Origin of the sequence: Wenyingzhuangia sp. 2_MG-2023, from assembly GCF_030548295.1 — a bacterium.
GTDB lineage: Bacteria > Bacteroidota > Bacteroidia > Flavobacteriales > Flavobacteriaceae > Wenyingzhuangia.
The window spans coordinates 233458-247941 of the sequence record NZ_JAUOSB010000001.1 but is presented as its reverse complement, the minus strand read 5'-3'; the positions used below and the strand labels follow the sequence as shown (position 1 = coordinate 247941).

The 14484-nt window shown below is 32.4% G+C and carries 12 protein-coding genes; 9 read left to right on the top strand and 3 right to left on the bottom strand.

From position 1 onward, the window contains the following. Position 1 precedes the first annotated feature (1 nt). Positions 2-1495 carry an oligosaccharide flippase family protein gene (locus tag Q4548_RS00845; protein WP_303450280.1) on the top strand — a complete coding sequence of 498 codons (1494 nt, stop codon included), beginning with the start codon at positions 2-4 and terminating at the stop codon, positions 1493-1495. Positions 1496-1526: 31 nt separating this feature from the next. Here Q4548_RS00845 and Q4548_RS00840 read toward each other — a convergent pair whose 3' ends face one another. Next, on the bottom strand, positions 1527-2423 hold the full coding sequence (locus tag Q4548_RS00840; RefSeq protein ID WP_303450278.1) for a glycosyltransferase: 897 nt from the start codon (positions 2421-2423) through the stop codon (positions 1527-1529). Between the two features lie 133 nt (positions 2424-2556). Between Q4548_RS00840 and Q4548_RS00835 the strand changes: the two genes are divergently transcribed. Then, entirely contained in the window at positions 2557-2958 is a 402-nt protein-coding gene (locus tag Q4548_RS00835) for an FdtA/QdtA family cupin domain-containing protein (protein WP_303450275.1), read from the top strand. On the opposite strand, the gene Q4548_RS00830 is transcribed toward Q4548_RS00835, so the two are convergent. Beyond that, positions 2945-4261 carry a polysaccharide deacetylase family protein gene (locus Q4548_RS00830; protein ID WP_303450272.1) on the bottom strand — a complete coding sequence of 439 codons (1317 nt, stop codon included), beginning with the start codon at positions 4259-4261 and terminating at the stop codon, positions 2945-2947. The two genes, Q4548_RS00835 and Q4548_RS00830, sit on opposite strands and share 14 nt — an antisense overlap. Before the next feature lie 4 nt (positions 4262-4265). Then, on the bottom strand, positions 4266-4964 hold the full coding sequence (radC, locus tag Q4548_RS00825) for a DNA repair protein RadC (protein ID WP_303450270.1): 699 nt from the start codon (positions 4962-4964) through the stop codon (positions 4266-4268). Between the two features lie 60 nt (positions 4965-5024). Between radC and trkA the strand changes: the two genes are divergently transcribed. From trkA to Q4548_RS00790, 7 genes are all read left to right on the top strand, one after another. Next, complete coding sequence (gene trkA / locus Q4548_RS00820; RefSeq protein ID WP_303450268.1) at positions 5025-6371, top strand: Trk system potassium transporter TrkA; 1347 nt, start codon at positions 5025-5027, stop codon at positions 6369-6371. A gap of 5 nt (positions 6372-6376) precedes the next feature. Next, complete coding sequence (locus Q4548_RS00815) at positions 6377-7876, top strand: TrkH family potassium uptake protein (RefSeq protein WP_303450266.1); 1500 nt, start codon at positions 6377-6379, stop codon at positions 7874-7876. Between the two features lie 45 nt (positions 7877-7921). Next, positions 7922-8098, top strand: coding sequence for a CPXCG motif-containing cysteine-rich protein (locus Q4548_RS00810; RefSeq protein WP_303450264.1), 177 nt, complete (start codon positions 7922-7924; stop codon positions 8096-8098). A gap of 61 nt (positions 8099-8159) precedes the next feature. Further along, on the top strand, positions 8160-8870 hold the full coding sequence (locus Q4548_RS00805; protein ID WP_303450261.1) for a pirin family protein: 711 nt from the start codon (positions 8160-8162) through the stop codon (positions 8868-8870). Positions 8871-9081: 211 nt separating this feature from the next. Next, entirely contained in the window at positions 9082-9594 is a 513-nt protein-coding gene (locus Q4548_RS00800; RefSeq protein ID WP_303450258.1) for a sigma-70 family RNA polymerase sigma factor, read from the top strand. Positions 9595-9700: 106 nt separating this feature from the next. Beyond that, positions 9701-10870 carry a FecR family protein gene (locus Q4548_RS00795; RefSeq protein ID WP_303450255.1) on the top strand — a complete coding sequence of 390 codons (1170 nt, stop codon included), beginning with the start codon at positions 9701-9703 and terminating at the stop codon, positions 10868-10870. 180 nt (positions 10871-11050) lie between these two features. Beyond that, positions 11051-14479, top strand: a complete 3429-nt coding sequence (locus Q4548_RS00790) for a SusC/RagA family TonB-linked outer membrane protein (protein WP_303450252.1) — start codon at positions 11051-11053, stop codon at positions 14477-14479. The last annotated feature ends 5 nt before the right edge of the window (positions 14480-14484 follow it).

Below are 14484 nucleotides of genomic sequence, written 5' to 3'. Positions count from 1 at the left end.
TATGCAGAAAACAGAAAGCTCTCATAAAACCATTCTAAAAACAACAGGAGTTTTTGGATTTACTCAAATTCTTAAAATGAGTATTAGCGTTATTGGAGCTAAGTTTATTGCTATTTTTTTAGGGCCTGTGGGTATTGGTATTGCGGGTCTTCTAAACAATACAATTAGCATTGTGTCATCATTAACAAGTTTTGGAATACAGGTTGTTAGCGTTCGAGAAATGAGTTTAGCTCATGCTGAAAATGATCTCGGAAAATTTTCAAAACGATTTATTGTTTTAGAAAGATGGTCTATAGCCATAGGTCTATTTGGCGGAATTTTAACATTATGTTTGTCTTCGGTTTTAAGCAAATTGACCTTTGGATCTAATGAATATCAACTTTGGTTTGTGTTCTTGTCCATCAATTTTATTTTATCAAGTTTAACTGCAAGTAGAGTAGCCATATTGCAAGGAATGCGAATGATAAGATCAATTGCCGTATCCAATCTTGTTATTTCAATACTCATCACAATTGTTACCATTCCCATCTATTATTTTTTTAGATTGAAAGGAATTGTTTCTGTAATACTACTTTCAAGTGCCATTGCACTTGCTGTCAATTTGTACTTTACTAGAAACGTTAAAATTTTAAAACTCAAAATTACCTTACAAGAAACCATCAGGTGTGGAAAACCACTTATCAAATTAGGTTTCTTGTTGTCTATCAATGTTCTTTTTGGACAAATCTGTACTTATATTATCAAGTTGTATTTAAACAATAGTGGAACAACGGCAGAAATTTTGGGGTTTTATGAAGTGAGTACCATTATTTTGTTGTCTTATGTTGGGATGATTTTTAATGCCATGAACACCGATTATTATCCTAGATTGACGGCTGTTTCTAATGACAACGTTAAAATAAAAGCATTGGTGAATGATCAGATTGAAATAGCTTTGTTGATCATTACTCCAGCAATAACTTTTTTATACTTAACAGCACCTATATTGATTAGAACTCTTTATTCCAAAGATTTTTTAGAGGTGGTGTTGATTCTGAAAGCAGCATTGTTTGCGGTAATTATAAGAGCAATTATATGGCCTTTGGCTTATGTAATTTTGGCAAAAGGAGAAAATCGCTTGTATTTTAAGCAAGAGTTGTTGGGAGATGCTTTAAATATATTGTTAACAATAGCTTTGTATCATTTTTTAGGTTTGATAGGAATTGGTCTAGCCAACTTGATTAATTTTTCTATTTATGGTTTTTATGTTTATTTTATATTGAAAAATAAATTTGAGTTTGATTTTAGAAAAGATACCTTAAGAATTATGGTTGTTTCTTGTTTGATAGGATTGCTAAACTGTTTGATTTTGTTTTTTGTAAAGGATCCAAATACGTATTTTTTAATAGGGATTTTACTTGTTCTCTCATGTATTTACTCTTACAAAGAGTTAGATAAAAGAGTTGATATTATGGCTTATTTAGTAAAGATGAAACATAAAATCAAGAGTAAATAGAAATAAAACAGTTTGGATGTAAGTAGAAATCTTATTCTTTTTTAACACTGATCAATTTACATAGAGTTTGTGTAAACAATACAAAATAGAGAAATAAATACTTAACGTTTATGGTTTTAATTGCCCATCTTGTCTGTTTGTAAATTCTTTGAAGCAACGCAACATATTCCGATTTTTTAACATTCATACTGTAGGCTTTTTTTAGGATAATATAAAAGCTAGTATGTAATTTATGGGTATGTTCGCTTTTGACAAAAAAACCATTTCCCATAGAATTTTCTAAGAAACGTTTCTGAACCAAAATGATGTCTATAAATTCAACAGGATGTTTTCTAGAAATCCTCAGCCAATAATCAAAATCTTCAAAGTAAAGACCTTCGTCATAGCCATTTAGTGTATCAAAAATATTACGATTGTAAAGAGCACTTACACTACACATGTAGATGGAATTGGCAAGAATATTTTGGTAAAAATTATCTTGAATAGCAGTTTTTATTTTAGCAGTTTGGGCTTTGTTAAAAAAAGTTTCTTTGACTTCATCTTTTTCGTTGATGGTTTCTGCATTGCTGTAAACCATTGCTAAATCAAGATTTTTTTCAAAAGATTTTACAAGTGTTTCAATGCAATTAGGTAGTAAAATATCATCAGCAGCCAAATCCATAAAATACTTTCCCGAAGCAGATTTCATAGCATGGTTAAAAGACCGAGTCAATCCTAAATTTTTAGAATTTTTGATAAAAAGAACTTTGGGTTTGTTGCGAGTCCAGTTTTCAATAATTTCAATGGAGTTGTCTGTGCTACAGTCATCAACTACAATTAGTTCTACATTAGGATACGTTTGGTTGGTAACGGCATCTAAAGATTTTAGTACATATTCGGAATGATTGTAACAACTACAAATAACCGTAACTAATGGAGAAGTAGACATAAATACATATTGATGTGATAAAATTACTTATTAAAGGCAATAAACAATAGGAACTCTAATTTATTTTGTAATAAAAAAAACTTACTTTTAGACAAGAGAATTCTATCTTAGAAACTATTCTCTATCAATAATAATGAACAACATAGAATTTATAGACATTCCAAAAATTACGGATCCTAGAGGTAACTTAGCGGTTATTGAGGGAGAAACTTTACCTTTTGACATCAAACGTGTGTATTATTTGTTTGATGTTCCTTCGGATTCTTACAGAGGAGGGCATGCGCATAAAGAACTGTATCAGGTTTTGATTGCTTTGTCTGGTAGTTTTGACGTCACTTTAAAAAACGGAAAAGAACACGAAATTGTAACACTTAATAAGCCCACAAAAGGATTGTTGATCAAACCAGGTGTTTGGCGAGAATTAGAAAATTTTTCTAGTGGAAGTGTCTGTTTGGTTTTAGCTTCGGAAAAATACAAAGAAAGTGATTATATATACGATTACAATGAGTTTGTTACCTATGTCAATCAGCTTTAACACATTTTAGAACTTCTTCGTAAAATTGATCCCAATATTTCCAAGGTCCATAATTAGAAAGGGAATCGTTGTGAAAAACCGATATTAAGGTGCCGTTTACTTGTTTTACCATGTTTGCCAAGTGGTTTATTCTCATCAAAGCTTGTTTGGGGCTCAGTTGCATATGAAAACGCAAAGCATTGTCGTTGAATGCGTAAGGAAAAACTTTTAAGGGTGTTTGAATTTCAAAATCCAAATCGTAAAAATAAAACGGAGTACAAGTACTTGCTTTAAATCCCACGTGCTTAGGATAGCCCATGGTGTAATCTTCTTCAATATTCAAATCAATTAATTTATGATAAGTCTCAGGAAGTTGATTTCTACCATAATGTTGTTTGGATAAAGTAGTTGGGGTGTTGATGATGCGTTCTAGTCTTTTAGATTCTTTCTTTAAAATTTCTTCATCTTCAAGAGTAAAATAAGAAGCAAGCAGTCCTACTCTAGCATAATCTGCAATGGATTTAATTAGAGATGTATAATTTCTTTTGGTAAAAGAAATATTGTTGTCAAAAGTAGTATAGTTGGACAGTAAAAAAAAGAAAATGGTTTTTACATCGTACTTTTTTTGCAAAGTAATAATCTTATCAAAGGTGTTGTGAGGATCTTCTTTAATTCCTACAAGCGTAGCAATACGCATCCAAAAATTAAAAAGTTTAAAAGTAAACAAGTCAAAAACGCTACCTATAATACTACGAATAATTCCTTTGCTTTTGAATAAAAAAGTTTGGTTGATGGTAAAAGTAGATATGTATTGGTATTTTTTTGCTTTGTAATTGTATTCTGGAAATGTTTCTTTCAGGCTTTTGAGCATTTTATAAGCCCAAACATCAATCAAAGGTTTGTCTAAAAAATTATTTTTAAATGCAATACTCTGTTCTGCTGGAAAACAATCATTTTCGTCCAAAACAGAAGGTAAATATTCTTCATACCTACTTAATAGGTAAAAACTAGCAGCAAAAATATCAAAAGGAAGTTTGGATTTTTTTCCAACACTAAAAAAACAAGGAGTACTTTCCCATTGAGAAATGGAGATTTCGGTATCATTAATACCTTGTTCTAACAACAAGCCGTGACTTTGAATAAAAAATTCATTTCCTAAGGGAGCTTTGCAATAACTCATTTTTAGATTGTCATGAGCTACAAATTCCTCTATGGTAGAGGTGAATTTGATAGGAATGTTGAGAATACGAACAAAAATATGCTTAAATATATAGCTTACTCTTGGTGTAACTTTAGGAGTGTATATAAGTAGTTCGTCTGCCATAAGTTTAAAGAATTCCTTCGTCTGCAAAGCTAAAATAAGCTTTTTGTGTGATTATCAAATGATCTAGGACTTTTATATCTAAGGTACTGCAAGCGTTTTTTATTTTCTGAGTGATTTGTTTGTCTGCTTGACTTGGGTCTAGTTTTTCAGAAGGATGATTGTGTCCTAAAATAAGTGCTGTTGATAAAAGTTCTAAGCCCTTTTTTAAAATAATTCTCACATCAACCAATGTTCCTGTCAATCCTCCTTTGCTAATCATTTGTTTTTCGATGACTTTGTTACTGTTGTTAAGATGCAATACCCAAAATTCCTCATGTGGAATATCACCTATCAATGGTAGAAAAATTTCAAAAGCATCTTTGCTACAGCTGATTTTTGGAATTTCTAACGCTTTTTCCAAACGTCTTCTTTTGCCAACTTCTAGAGCAGTTACAATGCTAATTGCTTTTGCTTCTCCAATACCATTAAAAGTCTTTAGATCGGTAACACTGGCTTTTGCCAATTGATTTAAATTGTTGTTAAAATGTGCTAGTATTTTTTTAGATAGTTCCACTGCCGATTCTTTTCGGTTTCCAGACCCAATTAAAATTGCAATCAATTCTGCATCGGACAAGGAATTTGTTCCTTTTAAAATCAGTTTTTCTCTAGGTCTATCTTCTTCATTCCACTCCTTGATCGTAAGTGACTTTACTTCTTTTTTCATAGCTTTATTATTTAGGGAGCGTTCTCCTAAATATAATATATTTGTACCAAACAATTCATTATGAAGATTATCATTGCTGGAGCAGGAGAAATTGGTTATCATTTAGCAAAGTTGCTTTCTATGGAGGCACACGATATTTATGTTATTGACAACAAAGCTCAAAGGCTAAACCATATGAACACGCATCTGGATGTGTTTACTAAAAAAGGGGATGCAGCTTCTATTGAGGTTTTAGAGGCGGTAGGGATTGGTGATGCAGACTTGTTAGTGGCGGTTACGGAATTTCAACATACCAATTTAACCATTGCCGGAATAGGAAAAAGGCTTGGAGCAAAAAAAACAATTGCTAGAATTTCCAATACGGAATATATCAAGTCTAAAGAAATTAATTTTTCTGAAGTAGGAATAGATTATATGATTTCTCCAGAAGAATTGGCTGCTAATGAAATTGAAATATTAATCAAAGAGACTGCCTTTAATGATAAGTTTGAATTTGAAAAAGGAGCTTTGAGTGTTTTGGGAGCTAAATTATCTATAGATTCAAATATTGTAGGTTCTACAGTGCAAGAAATTAGAAAAAAATACAATTTTGATTTTATTGTAATTGCTGTAAAACGAGAAAACTCCAATCAAATTATCATTCCTAGAGGGAATACAATTTTTGAAGTCAACGATCAAGTATATTTTTCGGTGCCTAGAGAAAGTCTAGAGAAAATACATTTGTTGGTAGATCATCAAAGAGTTGGTGTTAAAGATGTAATGATTTTAGGGGGTGGTAGAATTGGTCAAAAAATAGCCAAAAGATTTTGTAGTAAAAACTTAAGAGTAAAAATGATTGAACAAGACAGAGAAAAGTGTTTTGATTTGTCTGATACTTTAAAAAATACGTTGGTTATTCACGGTGATGGTAGAGATATTGAATTGTTAGAAGAAGAGTCTTTAGATACGATGGATGCCTTTGTAGCAGTTTCTGGGAGTTCTGAAACCAACATCATGACTAGTTTGGTAGCAAAGTCTAAAGGAGTTAAAAAAACCATAGCCCTTGTGGAGAACATGAACTATATGGGGATTTCTCAAAACATAGGGGTAGATACTTTGATCAACAAGAAAATATTAGCAGCAAGCGCTATTTTTAGGCACGTGCGTAAAGGTCGTGTTTTAGCTTTGGCAAATTTACACAATGTAGAAGCTGAGGTGCTTGAGTTTTTTGTAAGAAGAAATACCAAAATTACTGAGAACAAAATAAAAGATTTAAACTTGCCAGAGAATACTGTTTTAGGAGGTGTGGTAAGATCAGGAGTGGCTCAAATGACATTTGGAGATTTTACCATTATGCCAGGAGATAGAGCTATTGTTTTTTGTCTGCCTGATGCAATTCCTCAGGTAGAAAAATTGTTTAACAACTAAGATTCATGAAAGGGTTAAATTTTAAAATTATTGCCAGTTTTATGGGGTTGACATCCATGATGAATGGTTTTTTTATGTTGTTGTCAGAACCTTTTAGTTGGTACCACCATGAAGAGGCTAGTTTTGGAATTTTAAGTGCAGGTTTGTTAACTATTGCGTTGGGGTTTTTATTGTGGTTTTTTAATAAAAATGCAGAAAAAAATATTCAGAAAAGAGATGGTTATTTAATTGTGACTTTGGGTTGGTTGATGCTTACGTTAACAGGAACTTTACCTTATTTGTTAACGGGCACCATTACTTCTTTTCCCGATGCTGTTTTTGAAACAATTTCAGGATATTCTACTACGGGAGCTTCTATTTTAACAGATATAGAAAGCGTTTCTAAAGGAGTTTTGTTTTGGAGAAGCGCTACCCATTGGATTGGAGGAATGGGAATTATTGTTTTAACAGTGGCTATTTTACCCTTGTTAGGAATTGGAGGAATGCAGCTATTTGTAGCCGAAGCACCAGGACCTTCTACAGACAAATTACACCCTAGAATTACACAGACAGCAAAAAGATTATGGTTGATTTATTTTAGTTTTACCATTGCAGAATTTCTGTTGTTAAAAGTAGCCGGAATGTCTTGGTTTGATGCCATCAATCATGCAATGGCTACGTTAAGTACAGGGGGATTTTCTACGAAGAATAATAGTTTGGCTTATTGGAATGGAAATCCGCTAATTCAATATATCATTATTGGATTTATGTTTGTTGCAGGTGCTAATTTTGTGTTGAGTTATTTTGCTTTGAAAGGAAAACCATCTAAGATTTACAAGGACGATGAGTTCCGATATTATTTTTTAATTAGTGTGTCGGTAACAATTATAATAACAATGTTAATTGTCTTTTTTCAAGAACCATCGTTACAAACAACAATATACCATCCAAAACCTTATGGGGAGTTTGAGAGTGCTTTTAGACATGCAGCTTTTCAAGTAGTAAGTGTTATTACAACAACAGGCTTTGTTTCGGCAGATTTTACCATGTGGAATTATTTGGCCACCGCCTTAATGTTTTCTTTGTTTTTTATAGGAGGTTCTGCAGGTTCCACTAGTGGAGGTGTAAAAGTGGTTCGACACGTAATTATGATTAAAAATTCTATGTTGGAATTGAAAAAACAATTGCATCCCAAAGCAATTATTTCTGTGCGTTACAATGGAAGCAGAGTTTCTCGAGTAATTATTTTTAACATCTTATCGTTTTTTGTCATTTACATGCTGATCTTTATTTTAAGCACCATTGTGTTGACTCTCTTAGGATTGGATTTTTTATCAGCATTGGGAGCAGCCGCTTCTTGTTTGGGGAATATTGGACCTGCTTTAGGATCGTTGAGTCCTGTAGATAATTTTGCGCATTTGAGTGATACAGCCAAACTATTTTGTTCTTTTTTAATGTTGCTTGGTCGTTTGGAGTTGTTTACAGTTTTGATTGTTTTGACACCTTATTTTTGGAAAAGTAATTAATCTTTAAAAAGATTGATTTTTGTAACTTAAGGTTTTAAAAAAGAAATGGAACATCATTTTACTTGTCCTTATTGTTGGGAAACCATTGCGATGCAGTTAGAGTTTTCTGTTAGTGAAACTTACATTCAAGATTGTGAGGTTTGTTGCAATCCCATAGAGCTAAAAACTGTCTGGGATTCAGATGCTTTGGTGTCTTTTGAAGCAAACTCAATAGGTCAGTAAAATGAAAGTTATTAAGAAAATTTCCGACTATAAAACCCTAATTAGTCAAATACAAAAAATTATGGAAACAGTAGTGCACAAAGCAGGTTCTAGAGGTCATGCCAATCATGGTTGGTTAGAAAGTCATCATACTTTTAGTTTTGCAGGATACAACAATCCAGAAAGAATGAATTTTGGAGTTTTAAGAGTTTTAAATGATGATAAAGTAGTTGGAGGAAGAGGATTTGGAACCCATCCACACGATAATATGGAAATTATTTCTATTCCGTTATCTGGAGATTTAGAGCATAAAGATTCTATAGGAACTCATGGAATTATCAAAGAAGGAGAAATACAAGTGATGAGTGCTGGTACAGGAGTTTTTCATAGCGAATACAATAAAGATGCTGAGGTTCCTGTAGCATTTTTGCAAATATGGTTGTTTCCAAATGAGCAAGGAGTAACACCTAGATACGATCAACAATCAATTAAGGAGTTGGAAAAACCGAATGAATTTTACCAAATATTATCGCCTAATAAAAACGATGATGGTGTTTGGATTCATCAAGATGCTTATTTTCATATGGGTAAGTTTGAAGGAAATACAGAGGCAATATATGAAATGAAAAACCCGAACAACGGATTGTATGTTTTTGTAATTTATGGGGAGTTGTTTGTGGGAGATCAGGAATTGATAAGTAGAGATGGAATGGGGATTGTAGCTCAAGAAATAATTAATTTTAAGTTTAAAACCAATACACACGTACTCTTGATGGAAGTGTCAATGGTCTAAAAAAAATGCTGCTAAATTCTGGTAGCGTTTTTGGTTTTTATAAGCTCAAGAAAAATTAGAATTGTATATTGTTGGTTGTGCTTCTGTTTTTACTCAGAAAAGCATAGTTTCTTTTTTTCTAAATTTGGTGAGTATTATTAGAGAGAAAAAAAGGATCGTTTATCCTTAGAATTATCTCAGAATCACCAAAGAATATTAAAGTTTTATACTTTTGAGTAATCTAGAAAAAACATTTAAAGCATGCTATAAAGACTTGTGTATTATGTCTTTTTTTTTCACAAAAGATATTGCAGAAGCTGAAGATGTTGTTCAAGATGTTTTTGTGAAAATAATGGAGAAGCAAGATCAAATAAAAGAATTAGAAAATTATTTGAAAGTTGCTGTTAGAAATGCTAGTTTAAAACGAATCTCCAAAAAGTACCAATCAGAAAAGATTGACGAAACAGTTCTTTTTTACAATGAATCCAATACTGAAAGTGAAAATGAATTGGCTCTTCAAAAAAAAGTTCAGTTATACAAACAGATAAACTTATTACCAGAGCAATGCAAAAAAATATTTTTGTTATGCGTGTTAGATGATTTGAAATACAAAGAAGCTGCAGATGCTTTAGGAATTTCTATAAATACGGTAAAAACACAAATGAAAAAAGCGTTTAAAATACTAAGAACTACTTTAAAAAGCGCTTGTATTCTCTACATAATTTCTAGTCAAGTAATTCTTTAAATTACTCATTTTAGCAAAAAGTAAAAAAATAGTTAAAAAAACATCACCCTAAATCTTCTTTTTGGGTCTTGTATATAAAGGCTATAATTTATTAAATAACGTTAACGTGAAAAAGAAAAAGATTTTATTAAAAAAAATTGCATCCCATTTAAGTGAAAAAGAAGAAGTTTTGTTTCAAGAGTGGCTTCTTGAGTCAGAAGCAAACAGAGAGCTTTATGAAAGTTTATTGCTATTAAAGAAAGAAGAAAGCGCGGTTAAAAAATTTTCCGAAATAAATGCAGATACTGCATGGAAAAAGGTGTTGACAAAAAAACAAGAAAAGGAAGAAAAAAGTATTTTGTTTTTATTTAGGAATACCAAGTTTGTGGCTGCTGCAGCTTCAATTTTGATTTTGATTTCAGTTACACTTATGTATAGAAATACAAGTGTTTTTAAGAAAGCTACAACTTCTCAAACAGTTAAAGAGAGTAAGATTAAAGCAGGTACAGACAAGGCTATACTGACTTTAGGAGATGGTTCTTCTGTGAAATTGAACAAAGGGCAAGCGTACACCGCAGCAAACCTTAAAAGTAATGGAGAAGAGATTGTTTATGTGGCTTCTGTAAAAGACAGTACGAGTATAGAGTATAACTATTTGACGGTTCCAAGAGGTGGACAGTTTTTTGTCAAATTGTCAGATGGAACGCAAGTGTGGTTAAATTCTGAAACCAAATTAAAGTATCCTGTTGCATTTGTAGAAGGTGTTACCAGAAAGATAGAGCTTATTTATGGTGAAGCTTATTTTGATGTGTCACCAAGTACAGAACATAAAGGTGCTGCGTTTAAAGTATATCATAAAGAGCAACAAGTTAAGGTGATTGGAACACAGTTTAACATTAAGGCGTATAAAAATGAAAGCAATATTTACACAACTCTTGTAGAGGGTAAAGTATCTGTTTCTGTCAATTCAATGAATATGGTTTTGGTGCCTAATCAACAGTCAAAATTGAATTTAGATAACAATTCTCTAACAGTTTCGGAGGTAGATGTTCGCAAAGAAATAGCTTGGAAAGACGGAGTTTTCAACTTTGATAGAAAGGTGTTGAAAGATATTATGGTGGTGTTATCTCGTTGGTACGATGTAGATGTGATTTTTGAGAACAAAGAGTTAGAGAGTCAAAAATTTGTAGGATTGATCAATAAAAATTACAGCATAGATGACATTCTTCAATTGATGGAATATGCAAGCGTAATTAATTCTTATACCATAAACGATAGAACAATCATTTTAAAATAATAGAACCATCTAAAACATAATAAGTGCCAATGAAATAAACAAGAGCGAATAGAAAAAAATACAATTTTAATATATAAAAAAAGAGGCTATAGTTTCAACCCTAGGAAAGTATGTGACTATCTCCTCCTTTTAGAATGTATTAATCAATTAAAAATTAACTAACTAACGACAAGCAAATTTATGAAAATTAAATTGACTAATGTTCTTTTTAGAAATAAAAAGGGACTGAGAATACGCGCTATTCAAACACTGGTGTTTTTGCTAAGTGCAACAATGTTCAGCTTTACACCAACAGAAAATCTATCTCAAAAAACCAAAATTAAGATTGAAAAAGACACCACTGTAAGTGTGGATGGAGTATTTCAAATCATCAAGGAGCAAACAAGCGACTACATGTTTATTTATGCAGAAGATTTGTTTAATGATTTTCCGGATGTTCTTCTAAAAAAAGGTGTTTATGAACTAAATGAGTTGTTAGAAAAAAGTTTTCCAAAAGATAAGGTAAACGTAACAATTACACCTAACAACACCATTGTTATCAAAGAGAAAACATCTGTAACTGCCAACATCCAGCAACAACAACAACAACAACGAGTTTTTGGAAAAGTAATAGATGAAGAAGGTGCTCCAATTCCAGGAGTAACAGTAGTTGTAAAAAACATAAGTATTGGTACATCTACAGATTTAGACGGGAAATATAGAATTTTAGTTCCCAATTCAGAGAGTATTTTAATATTCTCAAGCTTGGGTTATGCTACTCAAGAAATTAAAGTAGGAAACAAAACTACTATAGATGTAATTCTTAAAGAATCATTAAATGAGTTAGATGAGGTTGTAATATCTACGGGTATTTTTAAGCGTAATGCAGGGAATTACACAGGAGCTACATCTACCATTACCAAAGAACAGTTAAAAAGAGTTGGGAATGCCAATTTGTTCCAAACCATAAAAAATATAGATCCATCTATCGCAATATTTGATAGTTTTGAGCTTGGTTCTGACCCCAATGCACTGCCGGATGTTCAAATTCGTGGAGCTTCATCTTTGCCAACAGAAGATTCAGATTTGAGTGCTAGTTTAAGAGGGAATTATCTAAAAGATCCAAACCAACCTCTTTTTATTCTAAATGGTTTTGAAAGTACCATTGAACAAATATTAGACTTAGATATTAATTTTATTGAGAGTGTAACTATTTTAAAAGATGCGGCTTCTAAAGCTATTTATGGTTCTAGAGCTGCCAACGGAGTGGTGGTTATTGAAACACAAAAATTGAGCAACGAGAAAGTTCGTGTGACATACAATTCAAATCTAGATTTTGAAATTCCAGACTTGACAAGTTACAACTTGACCAATGCCTTAGAAAAAATAGAAGCAGAACGTATTGACGGTGTTTATATGCCTTCTGTTTTTGATGATGCAGATGATTATGTTCGTTTGGAACAATTGTACAATTACAGACAAAAATTAGCTTTAGAAGGTTTGGACACCGATTGGATTTCTAAACCTTTGCAAACAGGAATAGGACAACGTCATTCTTTGTCTGTTGAATTAGGAGGACAAGATTTGCGTATGTTGGCAAATTTATCTTACAACGATGTTGAAGGAGTGATGATTGGTTCTGACAGAAAAACATTGAATGGGAGTTTTAATACATTTTACCGTGTAAAAAATGTGTCTTTCACCAACCGAACTTCTATAACAAGTACAAAATCTACAGAATCACCTTACGGAGAGTTTAGTGAATATGTAAAAATGAATCCTTATTGGAGAGCCGTAAATACAGACGGTAGCATACCTTATTATTCAGAAATTTCACCAGATGGAACCAGGTATACAAATCCATTGTACAATACAACGATCAACACAAAATCAGAATCTTCTTATCTTAATTTCTTAAACAATTTTTATATTGAATGGGATATTTTACCAGAATTAAGAGCTACAACTAGAATTGGTATTGATTTAAAATACAATGATGCTGATATTTTTCTTCCATCAGATCATACAAGTTTTGACTCATACGTAACTGATGAACAAATACAACGTAAAGGATCTTATCAGGTAAACAACGGAAATAGCACAAGAGTTTCTGGAGATTTTAACTTGATGTACAACAAAACATTTGACAAGCACACGTATTTCTCTAATGTAGGATTTAGCGTAAGTGAGCAGAGATATGAGGAATTGGTACACAACGTAGAAGGATTTCCTAGTGGACGTGATAACATTATTTTTGGTAGAGATTATGCTTTGGGAACTAGACCTTCTGGTGTTGAAGGACTTTCAAGAGATTTTGGACTTTTGGCCGTAGGATCTTATGTGTATGACAATCGATTCTTATCAGATGTAACCCTTAGAACCAATGCTTCTTCTCAGTTTGGTGCAGACAAACGTTGGGCTACTTTCTGGAGTTTAGGACTTGGGTGGAATTTGCACAATGAAGCATTTTTGAAAGATAAATTGTTGAGTGAGTTTAGATTAAGAGGGAGTTTAGGGTCTACAGGAAACCAAAACTTTAATACCAATCAGTCTATAGCAACCTATTCTTATTACTTAGATAATTTGTACCAAGGTTTTAGCGGTTCTTATTTAGATAATTTGTCTAACAGTGCGTTGCAATGGGAATCTAAATTTGATTACAACGCTGGATTGGATGCAAAAATTAAGGGACTTTCTTTAAAGTTTGATGTGTACCAAAGTATTACAGAAAATTTAATTACAGATTTAACAGTACCAACTTCTACAGGATTTAGTTCTGTAAGTGAAAATATAGGAAAGGTTAAAAACTCAGGAATAGAAATCAATGCATCTTACTTGGTTTGGTCTAATGATACTAGTTTTTTGTCTTTTAATTTTGGGATACAAACCAATAAAAATGAAATCGTAGAACTTTCAGATGCACTAAAATCTGTAAATGAATTGGCCAAAGAAAGAGCTGCGGATAGAGGAAACAATCAACCGGTATTAATTTATGAAGACGGAAAATCTTTAAACGCTATTTGGGCAGTTCCTTCCTTAGGAATTGATCCTGCAACAGGGAATGAAATTTATGTTGATAAAGATGGAAACACAACTTTTGAATGGAGTTCAGATGACTTGGTTGTAGCAGGAAACAGCAATTCTGATTATCAAGGAATTTTTGGAGTTAACGGTGAATACAAAGGTTTTGGTATGGGAATTACAGGTCGCTTTATAGGAGGTGGACAATTGTACAACCAAACACTTGTAGACAGAGTAGAGAACGTAGATATTAATTATAATGTAGACAAACGAGTGTTAACAGGTCGTTGGTTGGTGCCAGGACAAGAAGCTTTGTACAAACGATTGGGAGATTACAATAGCAGTAATGGAGATGGTAGTGTTACCGCTTATCAAGAAAAAACTCGTGCTACAACTCGTTTTGTACAGGATAGAAATGAAATCGATATTTCAGCCATCAATTTGTACTACAACTTTAAAAAAGAGATGATTGAAGATCTTGGTTTGAACAGGTTGCGTTTGAGTTTTAATATGAACGAAGTTGCTAAATTTTCGAGTATTAAAATTGAACGAGGAACTAGTTATCCTTTTGCAAGAACGTTGTCTTTTTCATTATTGGCAACATTTTAATAACC